The 19,455-nt window shown below is 69.0% G+C and carries 13 protein-coding genes; 5 read left to right on the forward strand and 8 right to left on the reverse strand.

Going from position 1 to position 19,455, the window contains the following annotated elements; genetic code table 11:
* Positions 1 to 72: 72 nt before the first annotated feature.
* Both hutH and hutI read right to left on the reverse strand, forming a co-directional pair.
* The gene (gene hutH, locus N1F91_RS20185) at positions 73 to 1,608 is read right to left on the reverse strand and encodes a histidine ammonia-lyase (protein ID WP_289995018.1); all 1,536 of its coding nucleotides are present in this window, start codon (positions 1,606 to 1,608) and stop codon (positions 73 to 75) included.
* A gap of 129 nt (positions 1,609 to 1,737) precedes the next feature.
* Positions 1,738 to 2,904, reverse strand: coding sequence for an imidazolonepropionase (gene hutI, locus N1F91_RS20190; RefSeq protein WP_289995019.1), 1,167 nt, complete (start codon positions 2,902 to 2,904; stop codon positions 1,738 to 1,740).
* Between the two features lie 297 nt (positions 2,905 to 3,201).
* Here hutI and N1F91_RS20195 point away from each other — a divergent pair, with 297 nt between their 5' ends.
* From N1F91_RS20195 to hemA, 3 genes are all read left to right on the forward strand, one after another.
* A complete protein-coding gene (locus tag N1F91_RS20195) occupies positions 3,202 to 4,593 on the forward strand; it encodes a formimidoylglutamate deiminase (RefSeq protein WP_289994948.1) in 1,392 nt (463 codons plus the stop codon).
* Positions 4,594 to 4,598: 5 nt separating this feature from the next.
* Positions 4,599 to 5,291 carry a GntR family transcriptional regulator gene (locus tag N1F91_RS20200; protein WP_289994949.1) on the forward strand — a complete coding sequence of 231 codons (693 nt, stop codon included), beginning with the start codon at positions 4,599 to 4,601 and terminating at the stop codon, positions 5,289 to 5,291.
* A gap of 228 nt (positions 5,292 to 5,519) precedes the next feature.
* Entirely contained in the window at positions 5,520 to 6,734 is a 1,215-nt protein-coding gene (hemA, locus tag N1F91_RS20205; protein WP_289994950.1) for a 5-aminolevulinate synthase, read from the forward strand.
* A gap of 114 nt (positions 6,735 to 6,848) precedes the next feature.
* Here hemA and N1F91_RS20210 read toward each other — a convergent pair whose 3' ends face one another.
* Complete coding sequence (locus tag N1F91_RS20210; protein ID WP_289994951.1) at positions 6,849 to 7,901, reverse strand: serine protease; 1,053 nt, start codon at positions 7,899 to 7,901, stop codon at positions 6,849 to 6,851.
* A gap of 278 nt (positions 7,902 to 8,179) precedes the next feature.
* On the opposite strand from N1F91_RS20210, the gene N1F91_RS20215 reads away from it, so the two are divergent.
* Together N1F91_RS20215 and N1F91_RS20220 are read left to right on the forward strand one after the other, a co-directional pair.
* A complete protein-coding gene (locus N1F91_RS20215; protein WP_289994952.1) occupies positions 8,180 to 9,262 on the forward strand; it encodes a serine protease in 1,083 nt (360 codons plus the stop codon).
* Positions 9,263 to 9,390: 128 nt separating this feature from the next.
* Positions 9,391 to 11,211 (forward strand): hypothetical protein, encoded by a 1,821-nt coding sequence (locus N1F91_RS20220; protein WP_289994955.1) that lies wholly within the window; start codon positions 9,391 to 9,393, stop codon positions 11,209 to 11,211.
* On the opposite strand, the gene amrB is transcribed toward N1F91_RS20220, so the two are convergent.
* From amrB to N1F91_RS20245, 5 genes are all read right to left on the reverse strand, one after another.
* A complete protein-coding gene (gene amrB, locus N1F91_RS20225) occupies positions 11,181 to 12,908 on the reverse strand; it encodes an AmmeMemoRadiSam system protein B (RefSeq protein ID WP_289994956.1) in 1,728 nt (575 codons plus the stop codon). The two genes, N1F91_RS20220 and amrB, sit on opposite strands and share 31 nt — an antisense overlap.
* The gene (locus N1F91_RS20230; protein WP_289994957.1) at positions 12,905 to 15,931 is read right to left on the reverse strand and encodes a caspase family protein; all 3,027 of its coding nucleotides are present in this window, start codon (positions 15,929 to 15,931) and stop codon (positions 12,905 to 12,907) included. The genes amrB and N1F91_RS20230 overlap by 4 nt, the downstream gene beginning before the upstream one ends.
* A gap of 1 nt (position 15,932) precedes the next feature.
* Complete coding sequence (locus tag N1F91_RS20235) at positions 15,933 to 16,589, reverse strand: hypothetical protein (protein ID WP_289994958.1); 657 nt, start codon at positions 16,587 to 16,589, stop codon at positions 15,933 to 15,935.
* A complete protein-coding gene (locus N1F91_RS20240) occupies positions 16,586 to 16,960 on the reverse strand; it encodes a hypothetical protein (RefSeq protein WP_289994960.1) in 375 nt (124 codons plus the stop codon). The genes N1F91_RS20235 and N1F91_RS20240 overlap by 4 nt, the downstream gene beginning before the upstream one ends.
* A gap of 244 nt (positions 16,961 to 17,204) precedes the next feature.
* Positions 17,205 to 19,424, reverse strand: coding sequence for a caspase family protein (locus N1F91_RS20245; RefSeq protein WP_289994961.1), 2,220 nt, complete (start codon positions 19,422 to 19,424; stop codon positions 17,205 to 17,207).
* Positions 19,425 to 19,455 lie beyond the last annotated feature (31 nt).

The raw sequence follows: 19,455 nt of genomic DNA on the forward strand, positions 1-19,455 counted from the left end.
AAGGGGTGGGGGTCCTTTGCTGGGTGGGGCTTCTGCCCGATAGAATTCGTTCCCGGTCCATCGGATCTCCTCTCACCCCTCCAGCCCCGGCAGCATGCTCTCGCCGACGCTGGCGTTGAGCGCGCCGGAGCGGACCAGTTCCGCCGCCGCCTCGAGGTCGCCGGCCATGTAGCGGTCGACGTCGAGCGTCGGCACGACTGCGCGGATGGCGGCGTGGGCCTTCCCGAGCAGGGCGCTGGTGGTCAGCGGCGCCCGGAAGTCGATGCCCTGCGCGGCCGTCACCGCCTCGATGCCGACGATGCCGGCGAGGTTGTCGGTCATGGCGAGGAGGCGCCGGGCGCCGTGGCAGGCCATGGAGACGTGGTCCTCCTGGTTGGCCGAGGTCGGCGTCGAATCGACCGAGGCCGGGTGCGCCATCTGCTTGTTCTCGCTCATCAGGGCCGCCGAGGTGACCTCGGCGATCATCAGGCCGGAGTTGAGGCCGGGCTTCTTCGCCAGGAAGGCCGGCAGGCCGAAGGAGAGCGCGGGATCGACCAGGAGCGCGATGCGGCGCTGGGCGATGGCGCCGATCTCGCAGACGGCGAGCGCGATCTGGTCGGCGGCGAAGGCGACCGGCTCGGCGTGGAAATTGCCGCCGGAGACGACCGATCCGTCGGACAGCACCAGCGGGTTGTCGGTGACGGCATTGGCCTCGATCGTCAGCGTGTGCGCCGTCATGCGCAGGATGTCGAGGCAGGCACCGTCGACTTGCGGCTGGCAGCGGATGCAGTAGGGATCCTGGACGCGCTCGTCGCCTTCCAGATGGCTTTCGCGGATCGGCGAGCCGTCGAGCAGGCGCCAGAGCGCGGCCGCCGTGTCGATCTGGCCACGATGGCCGCGCAGGGTATGGATCTCGGGGTGGAACGGGGCGGACGAGCCCATGGCAGCGTCGGTGGACAGCGCGCCGGTGATGAGGGCGGCATTGGCGGCGCGGTGGGCGCGAAACAGGCCGGCGAGCGCCAGCGCGGTCGAGACCTGGGTGCCGTTGATCAGCGCCAGGCCTTCCTTGGCGGCGAGCACGACGGGCGCGAGGCCGGCCTTCTGCAGCGCCGCCGCGGCCGGCATGCGCTGCCCGTCGAGGAAAGCCTCGCCCTCGCCGATCATCGCCGCGGTCATGTGGGCGAGCGGCGCGAGGTCGCCGGAGGCGCCGACGGAGCCCTTTTCGGGGATGACGGGGACGATGCCACGCGCGAGCATCGCCTCGATCAGCTCGACGGTTGCCGGCCGGATGCCCGAAGCCCCGCGGCCGAGCGAGACGAGCTTCAGCGCCATGATCAGCCGCACGATGTCGGCCGGCAGCGGCCCTCCCACGCCGCAGCAATGCGACAGGATGAGATTGCGCTGCAGGGTCGCCACGTCCTCGGCCGCGATGCGCACGCTGGCGAGTTTTCCAAAGCCGGTGTTGATGCCGTAGACGGCCGCCGTTCCGCCGGCGATCTCGGCGATGCGGGCGGCAGCGGCGGCGATGCCGGGACGGAAGGCATCGTCGAGGCGGGCGGGCTCCGGCGAGCGGTAGAGGCGTTCGAGAGTGGCGAGCGGAACGGTGCCGGGGTGAAGGGTGATCATGATGGGACTCCGGCCGCTGATCGACAGCGATCGAACCCTCTCGTTCCTTCGCGCCCCCCTCTGCCCTGCCGGGCGGGGCGAGCCACTTGTCTCGCCCGGCAGGGCAGAGGGGGGCGCGACAGAGCGCTACCGTCATTCATGTTCAACGATCCTCCGAAACAGCGGATTGAACCCGATCCGGTAGGCGAGTTCCGCCGGGTGCTCCACGTCCCAGATGGCGAATTCGGCGCGTTTGCCGGGGGCGATGGTGCCGATCTCGTCGGCGAGGCCGAGGGCGCGGGCGGCGTTGCGGGTGACGCCGGCGAGCGCCTCTTCGGGGGTCAGGCGGAACAGCGTGCAGCCCATGTTCATGGCCAGAAGCAGGGAGGTCATCGGCGAGGAGCCGGGATTGCAGTCGGTGGCGAGCGCGATCGGCACGCGGGCTTCGCGCAACGCGGCCACGGGCGGCAGCCTCGTCTCGCGCAGGAAGTAGAAGGCGCCGGGCAGGAGGACGGCGACCGTGCCGGACGCCGCCATGGCGGACACGCCGTCGCTGCCCAGATATTCGAGATGATCGGCCGACAGCGCGCCGCAGAAGGCCGCAAGCCTGGCGCCGCCGAGGTCGGACAGTTGCTCGGCATGAAGCTTGACGGGCAGGCCGAGCGCTGCGGCCCGGTCGAAGACACGGGCGATCTGGGCGGGCGAGAAGGCGATGCCCTCGCAGAAGCCGTCGACGGCATCGGCGAGGCCTTGCGCATGCGCGGCCTCGAGGCCAGGCAGCACCACCGCGTCGAGATAGGCGTCGGGGCGGCCCCTGTATTCGACCGGCACGGCATGGGCGCCGAGGTAGCTGGTCTTCACGCGCACGGGGCGCAGGCTGCCGAGACGGCGGGCGGCGCGCAGCATCTTCAGTTCGTCGGCGACGGTGAGGCCGTAGCCGGACTTGATCTCGACGGTCGCAACGCCTTCGGCGATCAGGCGATCGAGCCGCGGCAGCGCGGCTTCGACGAGGTCGTCTTCCGACAGGGCGCGCGTGGCCGCGACGGTCGAGACGATGCCGCCGCCGGCCCGCGCAATCTCCTCGTAGGTCGCGCCTTCGAGCCGCATCTCGAACTCGCGGGCACGGCTGCCGCCGAAGACGAGATGGGTGTGGCAATCGACGAGCGCCGGGGTCATCAGCCGGCCGCCGAAAGATTCCGTCTCCACGCCGCGCCAGTCGGCCGGGACGTCGTCCGCGGCAGCGACCCAGGCGATGCGGCCATCATCCACGCCGACGGCGCCGTGTGCCAGCAGGCCGTACGGCGCACCGTCCGGCTGCATGGTCGCGATGGCGAGATCGGTGAGGATACGACGCAAAGGCTCGTCCGATTTTGGCTGTTTTCAATTCCTGCGATCAGGCTATTATGTATAGACATAACGAGTCAAGGGACGACCATGCGATCCATGAAGGACACCGCGTCACCACAGTCGACGCCGTCATCGCCCTCCTCTCGGCCGTCATCCTCGGGCTTGTCCCGAGGATCTGCCGCGGGTTGCGACCCGGGCGCAGCGAGCGATGCGGGCCGTGGCGGGCGCCATGCGGCGGACGCGTCGCAGATCCTCGGGACAGGCCCGAGGATGACGGCGGAGGGGGCATGGAACGGGGCGACAATCCATGCCGCCACGGCGCTCCTGCCCGACGGATGGGCGGATGAGGTTCGCGTGTCGATTGGTCCGGGGGGACGCATCGCGAACGTCGAGACGGGCGCGGCGGCGCTGCCCGGCGACCACCGCGTGGCCGCGCTGCTGCCCGCCCCGTCGAACCTGCACAGCCACACCTTCCAGCGCGCCATGGCCGGGCTGTCGGAATCGCGCGGGCCGTCGGAGCGCGACAGTTTCTGGACCTGGCGGGCGATCATGTACCGCTTCCTCGACGTGCTGACGCCCGACGAGATCGAGGCGATCGCCGCCTTCGCCTTCCTGGAGATGCAGGAGGCGGGATATTCGGCGGTGGCCGAGTTTCATTATCTGCACCACCAGCCGGGCGGGACGCCCTATGACGATCTCGGCGAACTGTCGGCGCGGATCGCGGCGGCGGCGGAGGCGACGGGGATCGGGCTGACCCTGCTGCCGGTGCACTACCAGCAGGGCGGCGTCGACGGGCGGCCGCTGGCGGGAGGGCAGCTGCGCTTCGGCAACGGGCTCGACCGCTACCTCGCCCTGCACGAGCGGGCGCGGCAGATCCTGCGCAGCTTGCCTGCCGACACGGGTCTCGGTACCGCGCCGCACTCGCTGCGGGCGGTGAATGCCGGCGATCTCGCCGCGCTGGCGCAGGCGGCAGCAGGCCCGTTCCACATGCACATTGCCGAGCAGGAAAAGGAGATCGAGGAGACGCTGGCGGTGTTCGGCGCGCGACCGATGGACTGGCTGCTCGACAATCACGACGTCGATGCGGACTGGTGCCTGATCCATTGCACTCACATGACGCCGGCCGAGACCCGGGCACTGGCGGCCACCGGCGCCGTGGCGGGGCTCTGCCCGGTGACCGAGGGCAATCTCGGCGACGGTATCTTCAACGGCGCCGACTATCTGGATGCGGGCGGACGGTTCGGCATCGGCTCGGATTCCAACATCCGCATCTCGGTCGCCGAGGAACTGCGGCAGCTCGAATACTCGCAGCGCCTGCGTGACCGGGCGCGGGTGGTGCTGGCGGGACCGGGCCAGTCGGCGGGGCGGAACCTCTACACGAAGGCGCTCGCCGGCGGCGCGCAGGCGCTGGGGCGGGACTCGGGGGGCGTTGCGCCCGGCCTCTTCGCCGACCTGGTGGCGATCGACACCGCGCGCGACGGACTGCCCGGACTGGCGGCCGACCGTCTGCTCGACGGCTTCGTCTTTGCCGGCTCGAACCGGGCGGTGACGGACGTCTGGTCGGCGGGACGCCATGCGGTTCGCGATGGCCGCCACGTGGCGCGGGACGCCATCGCCGGGCGCTACGCCGCCACCGTCCGCGCGATCCTGGCGCGGCTGTGAGCTCCGTGCGGCGCACCTCCTTCAGGGCCATCAGGGCGGAACTGGAGATGCGCATCTCGAAGCGGCTCTGGCTGCCGGGCGAGACGATCCCCGGCGAGGAGGCACTGGCGGCGGAGTTCGGCGCGGCGCGGGCCACGGTGAACCGCGCGCTGCAGGAACTCGCCCGCGCCGGGCTGGTGGAGCGCAAGCGCAAGTCCGGAACGCGCGTGGCGCTGCATCCCGTCCGCGAGGCGCGCTTCGTCATCCCGCTGGTGCGCGCGGAGATCGAAGCGTCAGGCATGGCTTACGCGTACAGGCGGGTCAGCCGCAAGGAAGACGCCGTGCCGGATGCGGTGGCGGCGCGGCTGGAGATCGCGACGGGCTCGCGCTGCCTGCACGTGACCTGCCTGCATTCAGGCGACGGGCGACCCTACCAATACGAGGATCGCTGGATCAATCTCGAGACCGTGCCGACGGCGGGCGCGGAGAGCTTCGAAACCGTCAGCCCGAACGAATGGCTGGTCTCCAACGCGCCCTTTTCGCAGGCGCGTTTTTCCTTCCGCGCGACGACAACCGACCGGGCGGAGGCTGCGATCCTGGGGCTTGCGGCGGACTCGGCGGTCTTCGTCGCCGAGCGCGTCACCTGGCTGTCGGGACGGTCGATCACCTTCGTGCGCATGCTTCACCCGCCCTCTCACACAATGGTGATGGACATGTAGATCCGACCAACGGCCCCCGCGAAGGGGGCTCGAGGTGTGTGAGGCGTTCAACAGTTCCTTGAGGCATGTCAAGGCAAGGTGTCTGCGGGGCCATTAGGGTTCGATTCTCGACGCGCCGACCTGCGCCGGACTTCGGTCCGAAGCATGCGAATGGAGCAATTTGACGCGTCCCGAAGGGAAGACAAAGGCGGCGCGGAAGGTTAGAACGCCTCCAAGGAGAAAAGACGAATGGACTTCGAAGCCTTTTTCGCCACGAAGCTCGATGGCCTGCGCGGCGAGGGTCGCTACCGGGTCTTTGCCGATCTGGAACGGCAGCGGGGGACGTTTCCGCGGGCGACCCGCCATGTCGACGGCCAGACGCGCGAGGTCACCGTCTGGTGCTCGAACGACTATCTCGGCATGGGCCAGCATCCCAAGGTGATCGCCGCCATGCACGAGGCGATCGACCGCTGCGGGGCGGGCGCCGGCGGCACGCGCAACATCTCCGGCACGAATCACTACCACGTGCTGCTCGAACAGGAACTCGCCGACCTGCACGGCAAGGAAGCGGCGCTGCTGTTCACCTCGGGCTACGTCTCGAACTGGGCCGCACTCGGCACGCTCGGCTCGACGATCCCGGACTGCGTCATCCTGTCGGATGCCGGCAACCACGCCTCGATGATCGAGGGCATCCGCCAGTCGAAGGCCGAGCGCCGCATCTGGCGCCACAACGACGTCGAGGACCTCGACCGCATCCTGTCGGAATACGGGCCGGAACGGCCGAAGATCGTGGCTTTCGAGAGCGTCTATTCGATGGACGGCGACATCGCGCCGATCGCCGACATCCTGGCGGTGTGCGAGAAGCACGGCGCGATGAGCTATCTCGACGAGGTGCATGCGGTCGGCCTCTACGGGCCGCGCGGCGGCGGCATCGCCGAGCGCGAGGGGCTGATGGACCGCGTGACGCTGATCGAGGGCACGCTGGGCAAGGCCTTCGGGGTCGTCGGCGGCTACATCGCAGGCTCGGCGGCGCTGTGCGACTACATCCGCTCGTTTGCGAGCGGATTCATCTTCACCACCGCCCTGCCGCCGCATGTGGCGGCCGGCGCGCGGGCCTCGATCCGGCACCTGAAGGAGAGCCAGATGGAGCGCGCCCGCCACCAGGAGCGGGTGCGCAAGGTGCGCGCAAGGCTCGACGCGATCGGCATCCCGACGATGGCGAACCCGAGCCACATCGTGCCGGTGATGGTGGGCGACGCGGCCAAGTGCAAATGGCTGTCGGACCTCCTGCTCGACAGCCACGGCATCTACGTGCAGCCGATCAACTATCCGACCGTGCCGCGCAAGACCGAGCGTCTGCGCATCACGCCGACGCCGTTCCACACCGACGCCGACATCGACCACCTCGCCGGCGCCCTGTCGGACCTCTGGTCGCGCTGCGCGCTGGCCAGGAAGGTGGCGTAGCCCGAGCGCGCCGCGCCGCGACGGCGACCGTCGAAGGGTTCGAATGCAACGGAGGCCCGGATCTTGCGATCCGGGCCTCCGTGCTTTCAGCCGCCACGCGGAACGTGGTGGGCGCTACTTCACGCCGGTCTTTTGCGAGATCCAGTCGCGAACGCTGGAGACGCGCGTGTAGACGCCATAGGCGTTTTCGTGGCCGCAGGCGATGTTGGAATCGAGCGGGCCTTCGCCCCAGCTGACGATGCCGACCTGAACCGGGCCGCCCTCGCCCGCCATGAAGAGCGGGCCGCCCGAATCGCCGTTGCAGGCGTCACGTGCACCGCTGGTGGTGCCGGCGCAGATCATGTTCGAGGTCAGAGGGTCGCGCATCGTCTGGGCGATCAGCCGGGTGGCCTGGTCGATCCCGTCCTCGGTGATGCGCATGCGGCGGCCATAATCGCTGAGGACGAGCTTCAGGTCGCGGGCATAGATTTCCTTGATGCCGGCATTGCAGGCGTCGTTGGGGAAGAGCTCGAGATCGGCCTGCATCAGCGTGTCGGGAAAGCCGCCATCGGCCATCTTGCCCCAGCCGGTGACCATGGCGGCACCGGCCTGGACGTCTCCCGCCGTCATCCCGATCACGGGCTGGCTGGCCGGCCGCGACAGCCGGATCAGGCCGACATCCTTGTCGAAGGCGCGCGGATCGTAGCCCTCGTGCACGATGACCTCGGCGGCCGGAATGCGCTCGCCATCGACCAGCGCGGTCGCGCCCACGAGAACGACCACGGTGGCCGGATCGACCGCCTGGCCATAATCGTAGAGGCAATGCGCGGCGGTGAGCACCCATTCCGGCGCAATCAGGCTGCCGCCGCAGAACTGCGCATCGAGCTGGGTCGCCGGATCGTCACCGAGATAGTCGGCGGTCAGCAGCGCCACCTGGAACGGCCAGGCGCCGTTTTCCGCCGCGGTGCCGCCGATGACGCGATCGCCCTCGCCGCTTTCCCGCGCCGCCTTGCGTGCTTCCGGGACGCGGCTGATCGGCGAAGCCTCGGGCTTGGCCTGCGGCTCGTCGGCGCTGGCCGGCTCCTGGGCGTTGGCCGTCGCCAGCGGCTTCACGCCGGCCGCCAACGGCGTGATGCCAAGCGCGAGCCCTGCCGCGACCGCGGCTGCGACCGTCCTGTTCATGAGCATCGATGTACCTCCTGAGACTGTTGTCGTGCCCGGACCCCGACCAACGGCGCCCGTCGTTTCGCCATCAAACCCCGGCCGGTGACGAAACGGAAGCGGTTTGTCGGGTGGAATAGTGGAAGATTTGCGGCGGTCTATCGCGATGCTCACGCGAGGGAAGGTTGGAGCGGACAACTGGCGGTGAAGACGGCACAACTTGCAGTCCGTGTCCGGCCGATCACGAATTGGTCATGATTTGACTGTTCTGTGCGATCGCTCAATGGGCTTGGGAGAACTACTTCATGAACAGACTGCATACGACCTTGATGACGGCTGCCCTGATTTCGGCAGTGGCCATCCCCACGACGTCCTTCGCGCAGAGTGTGTCGGGCAATGCCGGTTCCGGCGAATCGCCTCGCGCCTCGATCGAGGGGCCGGACCTGTCCGGCCGCAAGGTCATCGACCGCACGCCGAAGATCGAGGAAGGCGAAGCCAGCCGCGACCTGGCGATGCCGACCGAAGAGGACCTGCGCAAGGGTTTCGTCACCCGCGCCCGGTCCAAGGACGGCTCGGTTCGCGAGATCGCGCCCGATCCGGAACTGATCGAGCAGATCAAGTCCTACATGCAGGGCACGTCGGCGATCGTCGAGAAACCCGGTTCGGCTCTCGAGCAGGAACTCGAGGAAGGCTCGCGCCAGGTCTTCGGCGACGACGACCGCATCCAGATCACCGACACCAAGAAGTACCCGTTCAACACGATCGGGCAGATCTGGTCGAAGAACAGCAAGGGCGAGTGGAGCATCTGCTCCGGCACGATGATCGGCCGCAGCGCCGTGATCACCGCCGCGCACTGCCTCTACAGCCACGATGACGGCGGCTGGCTGTCGGACTACGAGTTCTATCCCGGCCTGAACGGCCAGAACGACGCGCCCTATGGCGGGTTCGGCTTCGTCGACGCCTACATCCTCGAAGGATATATCACCAATTACAAGGGCTTCTACGGTTCCGTGGTGCCGTGGGACCTGGCGGTGCTGATCCTCGACAAGCCGGCCGGCGACACGGTGGGCTGGATGGGCTACGCCACCTACGATCCGGCCTACGCCTTCAACGCCAATATCGTCGGCTATCCGGGCGACAAGCCGGTGAGCACGATGTGGGGCACGGCCTGCCCGGTGGACCCGGCGACGGCGTCGGAGAACAATTTCTCCTACCTGTGCGACACCTATCCCGGATCGAGCGGCAGTTCCGTCTACGAGCTCAACGGTGACACCAAGGAACGCTTCATCGTGGGCGTCAACATTGCCGAGTCGCAGACCGAGAACATCGCGCTTCGCCTCAACAAGCCCTACTTCCAGTGGGTGAACGGCATCGCCAAGGCGAACTGATCCACCAGCTTGGATGAGATTCGGCGGCCGGAGCGATCCGGCCGCCGTTTTCGTTCCGGTTCGCGGTTGCGCGGCGGCCGCGGCTTTGGTTCACTCGCGGCCGGCAGGCACAGCGACGGGGGATGGACATGCGGAAGGCTGGAGCGGCGCGATACGTGGCTGCGGCGGTGCTTGCGCTTTCGGGCGCCTGGGCATCGCCGGGATGGGCTGCCGATCCGGCCGAAGGCACGTGGAGCGAGCGCGTACAGGTGTTTCACGACCCTGCGAACCGTTCGATCGTCCGCAGGACGGTGCGCGTCCGGGACGCCGAGCCCGAGCGGAACCTCGATTTCCTGTGGGAGCCGGAGACGGGTGCCGCAGTGCAGCTCGACGCCGACGGCGCGCTCAGCGGCCGCGGGACGCTGACATGGCGGGTGCGCGGCGCGGCGAGCTACGATCCGGCCGCGGTGTTCTCGGTCTACAGCGGCGAGATGCGCGGCGGCCGTCCTCACGGGCAAGGCCGCCTGGAGCGGCGCTCGGGCGAGACCTCCGAGGGCCTCTGGCGCGACGGCGTCCTTAACGGCCGCGGTGTCCATGTCGATGCGAAGGGCAACCGTTACGAAGGAGAGTTCCGCAACGGCAGGCCGGACGGCGAAGGCCGGTATCTCGCGGCGAACGGCGAGATCTTCGAGGGCCGGTTCGCCGACGGCCTGCGCCATGGCGCAGGAACCACGATCCTGCCCGGCGGCACACGCTATGCTTCCTCCTTCGCGATGGGCGTGGAGACGAGCGAGCGGCCGAGTGCGCTGGCCGACGCCGACGGCGGCGGACTGCTGCGCATCCAGACGGGCGGCGACACCGCCGCGCGCACGGAGTTCTCCGTGACGGTCGACCAGCGCATGAACCAGCTGGGCGAGACGCGCTACCAGCACCTGATGCGCGCCGAAGACATCGCGATCTACCCGATCAGCGATGCGGTCAACAAGGCGTGGAACGGCAATGGCGAGATCGACGAGTACAATCTGGTCTTCCAGGCCGCGGCGGAAGACGTCTCGCCGGTGTTCCTGGAGGGCCAGCTGGCGACCACCGACAATTCCCGCGTGAAGCTGGACGCGGTGCGGATCGAGGTGGCGAGCAGCGAATCCTACCGCAAGCCGATGCTGACCCTGCAGGCGCACAGCGGATGCGTGGGTTTTCGCCCGAGCTTCTCCTTCGTCAATCATGGCTGGGGCGAGGTCGAGGACGCCGAAGTGACCCTGCGGTTCACCGGAGAGCCCAGCTACGAGGACAATCCGCCGCCGCAGCCGGAAACACGGAGCTTTTCGGTACCGGTCGGACGCTTCGACGAGGGCATCGACCTCTCCATCCGCAATGCGCTGATCGAGGCGGGGGTCGACGTGACGGCGCTCGAGACGAAGCGCTTTCCCTGTCCCTCCGACGACCAGCTCGGAATCTGCCGGGGCCAGGTGTTCAACACCGTCGACTTCGGCGAGGTCGCCGGAATGGTGTATGGCGAGGACGCGATTTCGACCCGGGCGGTGGGCGAACTGTCCTACCGCTGGGCCGACGCGGCCGGAAACCGCTATGATTCGACGGAGACCTTCTCCGTCGAGATCCGGCTGGCGCAGATCGAGATCGCGCGCAGCATGGCCGAGTGCGGCGACAGTTTCGGCCTGTCGCCCGAAGCGCTGCGCTATATCGAGGTCAAGCTGCCGCTCGACCAATCCGGCTACGCGATCGACCTGCCGGTGCGCGGCAACAAGACCGTACGCGACTATACCGCGCGTCTCAAGGTCTCGGCCGACCAGAGCTCGGTCCACCGTTTCCAAGCGACAGCGCAGTTCGCGGACGGCAGCGTGCGCCGCAGCAAGCCGGTGACGCTGTTCTACTTCCGGCCGCGCGAGAATTTCTACGCGCCGACGATGCGCCTGCCCGCCTGCTATCTCGAGAACTTCGGTCCGGGCTGCTGAACGGCGCGCCGACCGGTCTCGAACAGGTTCGGCAGCGGCACGAGGCGGGCAAAGAAGGTGCCCTGGGCAAAGCTGCGGATTTCGAGCAGCGCGCCCGAGGCGCGTTCGGCGGACTGGTCGAAGATGAAGTTGCCGAGCGAATGGGCGAGAAGCGTGTCGCCGCCCGACAGCGCCTCGAGTTTCGTGCTCGCCACGTGCGAATGGCCGCCGACGAGCGCGGCGAAGGCGCGGCGCGACAGGTCCTGCGCAAGCTCGCGCTCGCGCCGGCCGGGAGCGGTGGCGTATTCGCTGCCCCAGTGGACGAAGCCGACGAGCGGACGGCTGGCCGGGCGGTCGGGCAGGCGGTCGAGCAGTTGCGGCGTCACGAGGTCGTGGTCGCGCGTGCCGTTCTGGCCGACATCGCTCAGCGCGACGATATCGAGGCCGGCGAGCGGCAGTACGCCGCCCTGCCCGGCATGGGCGATGCCGGCGCCGTCGAGTGCCTGCCGCGTTTCGGTGAGGCCCGCTTCTCCGAGATCGAGCGCATGGTTGTTGGCCAGGCCTGCGGCGACCACGTTGAGCCGCTTCAGCCAGGGAAGCGCGAGTTCGGCCGGCATGGCGAGCGTCATGTCGTCGAGCGATGCCGGGACATTGGGCAGGATCACGCCTTCGAGGTTGACGAGCATCGGACGTCCGGCGGTGCGTGACAGCACGGCCTCGGCGATGGCCTCGGCCGCGGCCTCGTGCAGCAGCATCTCCTGCATGGCGCGGCCGAAACTGGTGTCGCCGGCGAGATAGACCACCTGCGAGCGCGGCCATTCCGGACCCGGCATGTCGTCCGGAAAGCGGCCGTAGAGCACGACCATGTAGCTCGTCGTTTCCGCCACCGGACGGGCGTCGTATTCCTGGCCGTTCTCGTTGGCGACGACGAGGCGGACGGCGCCGCGGCGGCGCTGCAGTGTCTCCTGCACGACGAGGGCGCCGATCGAATCGGCGTGGCCGGGCTGGCTGAGGGCGGCGATCCGATCAAGCTCGCCCGCGGCGAGCACGTTCAGCGTCTGCTGGTCGCGGATGCGCGCCTCGTGGTGCGGCAGGAAGTGCGAGAAGTCGGTCGACTGGACGACGAGCGTGCCCTCGCCGGCAAACGGCGCCAGGATCGCCGCCATCGCATGCCAGTCGCCACGCCGGCTGCGCACGGATACGGCGACCGGCAGCACCGGCATGTCCGGAAACAGCGCGCGCACGAAAGGCAGCAGCGCCTGCAGGCCGTGATCGCGGCCAAAGAGGCAGGAGGCGCCGTCGACCAGGTCGGGACTGGCCCCGATCAGCGCCGCTGCTGCCGCGCGATCGGTCGGGACGGTGCCGAAGACGGTCTCGATGTCGCGCAGCGTGGTGGCGAAGGGCCTGCCGGTGCCGCGGAAATGATCCGGGAAGACGAGCAGGATGCGCTCGTAGGGCGTGCCGGTGGCGGCCTTCAGCCCTTCGGCGATGAGATGCGGCGCCAGAAGATGATGCGGGACGGTGACGCCGGTGAGCGGCGCCGAAGGGGTGACGGCGTCTGCCGCGCGCAGCGCGTCGCGAAACAGCGAAGCCTCGGCATAGATCGAAGGAAAGGCCGCGCCTTCGCCGGCACAGTCCTGCGCGAGACCTGTCGACGGCAGCAGAAGCAGCGCGAGGACTGCGCCCAGCCGGCGCAGCCGCTGCGGCCATGGCCTCACGGCTTCGCCACCACGAAATTGTCGACCTTGGAGATGTAGTACTCCGGCGCCTGGCGCGAGGCGGTGAGCCGGCGCACCTCGCGGTCGACGAAGTCGGCGAGCGACAGGAGCCGGACGCCTTCGCCGGCCGGATCGGCGCCGCCCTTCATGCCCTGCAGCAAGGCATGGGTGAACACGCCATGGCCAAGCTCGGGCAGTTCGGCGGCGGTGTTGTTGGCGGCGGTGGCAGAGAAGACGATGATACGGGCGTCCTCGGCGTCCTTCTCCAGGCGCGGATTGAAGGAATTGCCGGCGTGGCAGGTGTCGACCAGCATCAGCCGGCGGCCCTTGGCGCGCTCGACGGCGCGCTGGATCGTTTCCCAGTCGACCAGCGAGGAACGCTGCCACCGATCGGGCTCGCGCTGGCGCCCGTCGGTCGGGATGAAATAGTAGTCCTCGTCGATGTTGATGCCGTGGCCGGCGACGAAGATGATGGTCGTGTCGTCGGGCCCGGCCTGCGCAAGGAAGTCCTCGATCTCGTCGAGGATCAGGTCCGACTCGGGCTCCATCACGTCGGCGAAGAGCGACGTCTCGCGCGCGGCCCTGGTTTCGGCGAGAGCGTCGGCATTGGCGAAGACCAGCGTCTTCATCTCCTTGTAGAGCGGCCGCGTGCGCTGGTCGACGAGACGGAGGAACTCGGCAGCGTCATCCACGGGATAGGCGAGATTGCAGGAGCGGCCGCCGCAGGCCTGCGGCAGGAAAGGATAGTCCTCGACGCCGATGGCCACCACGAAAAGCGTTCCGGCGGCACGACCGGCCTGCCGCATGCGGCCGATGGCCTTGACGGAACGCTCGGTGAGGTAGCCGAACTCGTTCAGGCCGGCGACGGAGATTTCGTTCTCGCCCGGCCGGACCGGGACCTCAATGACGATGCGGTCGGCATCGCCGCCGGCGACGGCGCGCGTCTCGAAGCCGTCGATACGGCGATCATTGGCCAGCACGGTGAACTCGGCGACGCTGGCGCCGGCCTCGGCCGCGCCGGTGATCTCGACCGAGACGAAGCCCTCGCGCGGGGTGTCGCTCTCGACGACGCGGACCTGGAATTCGGGCGGCTTGCGGCCGAGCAGCCGGTCGAGCTCGGTATCCACGCCGCGCAGCTCGCGCACGGCGGCCCCGGCATCAGCGAGGATCAGGGCGCGGCGGACGATCTCGGGGCTGAACAGGTACTGCTTCAGCTGGCGGGCGCGGACGAAGCGGGCCTCGCTGTCGGGTCCCTGGTTGACGTGCCAGCCGACCAGGGCGTCACCGTCGGGCGAGGAATAGTAGTAGCCCTGCGGCACCCAGACGATGAACTCGCCTCCGGCGAAGAACAGGGTGGCGACCAGCTTGCGCGTCTTCAGGTTCCACAGCTTGAGCGTCTGGTCGTCGCTGCCGGTGACGAGCAGGCCGGCCTGCGGCGCCTCGGCCATGGCATGGATCTCGCCGGTGTGGCTGTCTTCGAGCGTGGTGACGTAGCCGCCCGTCTCGCGATCGTGGATGGTCAGCGTCCCGTCGCTGCCGCCGGTGACGAGGTTGCGACCGTCGGACAGAAGCGTGAAGGCCGCGTGCAGGAAGCCGCTGGACGCGTCGTTGGCAATGCGATGCAGCACCGTGTCGTCGCGGCGGACCTCCAGCACGTCGTTGGCGACGGGGCTGACCGCGCCGGCCGATGCGGCGAGGGACCAGGCTCCCTGCGCATGGATGGCGCGCAGGAACCCGTCGACGTCCTGCGTCGCGCGCGGGCGCTCGAAGAAGCGTCCCTCGGCGGGCAGCGGCATGACGTTGGCGAGCGCCGCCTGGCGGTCGGGGCAGGCCGGCAGGTCCGGACAGGGGTCGTCGCTGCCCCAGGCGATGCCGGTGCCGTCCGCCGTGACGCCGACCGCCATCACCGGGCTTCCGAGCCCCTTCAGTTCGGCGACCGTCTCGCCGGTGGCAGCGTTCCAGACGTAAATCTCCTTGCGCGAACCGCCCGCCGTCGCGACCAGCGTGCCGTCGGGCGAAGACGCGCTCGCCCAGACGGTGTCGTCGTGGCCGGCATAGGCCGCCCCCTCGCCCGTCCCGGATCGCCAGACGACCTGCTCGAACCGGCCGGCACAGCGATAGCCGCAGGAGATGACGAGTGCGCCGCCGGTCCCGGCGAAGGCCAGAGCGCCGACCGCGAAGCCGCGCTGCGGCACCGTTTCGGCAAGGCTGCCGTCGTCCGCGCGCCAGACATGCACCTGGCCGTCATCGGCCCCGGTGGCGAAGAGCGTGCCGTCGGGCGAGACGGCGAGCGCGCGCACCGGCACGTCCTCCAGCACCGATGCATCGGGCAGTTCGAGCGGGCTCATGCCGCCGAGGTCCCAGAGGCGGATGCCGTAGTCTTCCGTGACGGCGGCAAGCCGCGTGCCGCCTGCGGCGAAGGCGATCTTCTCGATGCGCCGGGCATCGCCGTCGAGACGCGTCTCGGGCTGCCAGGCGCCTGCCTCGTCCTTCCTCCACAGGTAGACGAACCCCTCCTGTCCGGCTGCGGCAAGACGCGTTCCGTCGGGCGAAAAGGCAACGTCGTAGACGACCCAGGGATTGCCCTTCAGCACCGAAACGAGACGGCCGCTGCGCAGGTCGAAGAGCCGGACGTCGCCATAGGGCGGACTGTCGCCGACCGAGGGGCCGAACCAGCCGGCAGCAGCGATGGTGGCGCCGTCCGGCGAGACGTCGAGGGCGAAGACCTTGCCTTCCTGACCCGGACCGATCTGGCCGCGGATGGTGCGCAGCGACACGCCCGACTGCCAGTCCCAGACGCGGATGGTCTTGTCGTCGGAGGCCGAAACGAGGAACTGGCCGTCCGGCGTGAAGACGACGTCCTTGACGAAGGCGCGATGGCCGCCGGTGTCGAGATCGAGATGGAAGTCGACCGTCTCCTCAGCACGCAGCGGCACGAAGCCGGTGGCGGCGAAGACGAAGGCCAGCAGCACGACCGTCGCAGCGCGCACACCGAACCGGACGAGAAGCGCGACGGGCTTCATCCTATCCGGCCGCCGGCGCGACATAGTCCTCGATCGGCCTGGCGAAGTTCGGGGAGCCGCGTCGGCGCTCCTGGCGGATGTGGCCGGCGAAATAGCTCCAGAACGACGTGGCGAAATCGCGGAAATAGGCTTCCGCGACGTCGTGCGAGCACAGGCCGCCCTCGACGCAGAAGGAGACGCGGTTGAGGAAATAGACGATGCGGTCGAAGGATTCGCGGAACTCCTCCAGCGGCACCGCGCCGCCCTCGGCCTTCATCGCCTCGATGCCGATGCGTTCCTGGAAGATCGCCAGTTCCCGGGGCGTGGCCGACCGGCCGAGATCGCCGGCAAAACGCGCGTTCAGCTCGGTCAGGCGACGCTTCAGGACGCGTTGCGCATCCTGGTATTCGCGCCGATCCCACAGTTCGACCAGTTCGAGCGTGCGCTCGACCCGCTTCTCCTCGCGGGCCTGCAGGTACTGGACGACGGAGAAGATGGTGCCGAGCACGAGGAGAATCCGCAGCGCATAGCCGCTCCAGGCATAGGAGAGCATGCGCCAGTCGCCGTCGACGAAGGGGTTGGCCTCGCGCTTCTCAACCTCCTCGACCTCGGGAAACGCCTCGCTGCGTTCCGCGAGCCGCCGGGCGGTGGCGGCGATCTTGCCGGGGGCGGCGCTCATTGGCAGCTTCTCAGGTCGATGACGGAGACCGGCGGCTCGACCGCGCCGGGGGTTTCGAGGCGGGTCTTCAGGCAGTCGAGCTGGCGCCGGGACAGGAAGAACTGGAGGTCGGGTTCCGGCGGGGCGGCGGTGAGCGAAGGCAGCGCCTCGATGATGCCCCGCTCCTGTTCGCATTCCGAAAGGTCGACGGCGATGGCGCCGCCGTCGTCACCGGTCGCCAGCACCTCGTATTGCGACAGGAGACAGGTCGCCAGAGGCGGGCTGATGACGACCTCGCTGGCGCAGAGGCCGCAGCTTTCTCCGGCCGACGCCGTTGCGAGCGCCATGGTCCCGACCAGCAGGCCAGCGCCAACCCGAGCAAGACGCATCATCGACGATACTCTCCGCCACTGCGGCCGCAGCGCCCATCCGGGCACGCCTGCGGCCAATGTTTCCGTCAAAGAGCGGACGGGCGCAAGAGCAACCGCCGCAGGGATTTCCGTCAAAGAGGGGGCGGACGCAAGAGCGACCGCCGTCCCGGTGTTCGTCGAAGTGGCGCCGGTCGCAAGAGCGACCGGCGTCCCGGTGTTCGTAAAAGTGGCGCCGGTCGCAAGAGCGACCGGCACCGGGGGCGCCTCACGACCGCGGGATCGTCCGGACCGGGAAGATCGTGACCGAACCGCGCTGCCTCTTTTCGGCCCGGCTCGACGACGGCTTGGCCGCCCGCGTGTCCATGGCCGCCCCCATCGCGTCGAACAGGTCGGCGACGCTCCGGGGCGCCGGGCCGCGGGTCATCGACCGCAGGCCGGCCTGTTCCAGATAGGAGAGGTCGAGCGTCGCCTTCAGCGGCACCACTTCCGACGCCACCGCCACCATCAGTTCCTTGCCGTAGGCGCCCTCGGTGAACTCGATGAACTCGTCTTCGAAGGTCGCCGAGGGCTGCAGCCGCTCCTGGCCCATGAAGGTGATGGAATAGTCGCTGCCGATGTAGAGCACGTTGATGTCGACAGCCGCGCCGCTGTTGTTGGTGGCTTTCACGTGCACGCGGTCACCGGGCTGGCCGACCGACAGGCTGGTCGTCTCGATCGGCATCTCCTCGCCGGTGCCCTGGCGGCGCAGCGTGAAGGTGATGTCGACCTCCTGAGGACCGTAATCGGACCCCTGGCCGATGCGGGCGAGGTTGGTCGCGCGGTAGATGCGAAGGAGATACTGGCCGATCGCGTCGCCGATGGCGTCGACGTCGTTGCTCTCCATCGTGATCGAGGGCGGTCGACGCCCCTCCTCCAGCGACAGCTCGCCCGATTCCGGCAGGAACCAGAGCGTCGGGAGCGTGCTGGCGCCGATGGGGGCGTTCTCGACCTCGGCTTCCGCGATGACGGCGAGGCGGAGATCCGCGGCCGCGCCCGGCTCGACCAGCGCGATCCGCATCGGCCGCGATTCGTCGGCGGCGAGGTCGTCGAGCATCTCGTTGACCATCGCTACACGCTCCGGATGGGACTCCGAGGGAGCCGGGCGCGCGACGGTAAGGGTGAAGTCGAAGCTGGTCTCGACCAGACGGGCATAGGCGCCGGCGGGAAGGTCGCCCAGCGTCTTCACCCTGAGGCTCGTCGCCTGCGGCTCGGCCGGCGCCAGGGCCGCCTCGACCGCGGCGGCTTCCGGCTCTTCGGGCGCCGGTGCCATGACCAGCCGGCTGGAGAAATTGTCGGCGCTCTTCACCTCGAGGAAGCCGATCGCCTTGTCCAGCGTGTCGCCGGCCTTTTCCATGACCGCGAGGCGCGTGCCGGGCACCAGGCCGTTGAGCAGGCCGCCGGCGATGGTGACGCCGCTGCCGGCGAGTTTGACCGGCCATTGCGGAATGAACTCGTCCATCTCCAGGCCGAAGACGGGGGTATCGAGGTCGCCCTCGAAGAGCGGGGTCGTGGAGGTGCGGTTGATCGAGGCGTAGTGCTGGAGCACGCCCTCGGCGAGCTGGCGGTAGGTGACCGACGGGTTTTCCGACAGGCGCGAGAAGATGGTGTGCGTGAACAGGCCGTATTTCGCCGCACCTTCCGCGCCCTTCGGCAGCGGCATCTCGGGCGTCGTCTCGTTGGTCTGCGCGGCGAAGAAGGCGACCATGCCGCCCTTGCGGGTCGACGCCGCGGTGGTCGGCCCGGTCTCGACGGGTGCCTCGCGGGCGAGCACGTCGCGCGTCGACCCGCCCTCGTAGAGGATCTCGGCCGGCATGCCTACCATTTCGGGATCGATCTTTCGTTCCTGGACATCGTCGCCGGGGGCGGCGCGGGTCGCCGTGCCGGAATGGCAGGAATCGAAGACCACCCAGACGAAGGCGCCCTTGTCGCGGATGCGCTCGATGGCCGCGCCGACGGCGTCGTCGACGAGGACGTTCGGCATGCCCTTCGTGCGGTCGACCCAGCGGCCGGTGTCCTTGGGCAGGAAGATCTCGTCCAGGCCGTCGGTCTCGGTCGAGGGATCCGCCGCCGTCTGCTGGAAGCCGTGGCCCGAGAACTGCAGATAGAGGAAGTCGCCCGCCTCCGCCTTCTGCGCCATCGCGTCGAGCGTCTCGACGATCGATGCCAGCGTCGGCTCGCGGCCGCCCTCCACCTCGTCGGCGAGGACCGCGACGTTGGCAGGTTCGAAGGGGACGCGCGACTGGTTGAGGAGGTAGTCGCGGACCATCAGCGCATCGTTGCGCGGCCCGACGAGCCAGGTGCTGCGCGGAAGCTGCGGATACTCCGTCACGCCGACCACGACCGCGTAATTGGTGCGCGCCAGCGCGCTGCCAGCCCATGGTCCGACCAGCGACGCAGCGAAAGCCACGCCCGCGAGAAGCGCCTTCGCGCCAGGTCCATACGTCATGCCGTCATACTCCCAATCCCATTGCCTTGCC

This window comes from Aquibium sp. ELW1220 (genome assembly GCF_030398385.1).
Taxonomy (GTDB): Bacteria; Pseudomonadota; Alphaproteobacteria; order Rhizobiales; family Rhizobiaceae; genus Aquibium.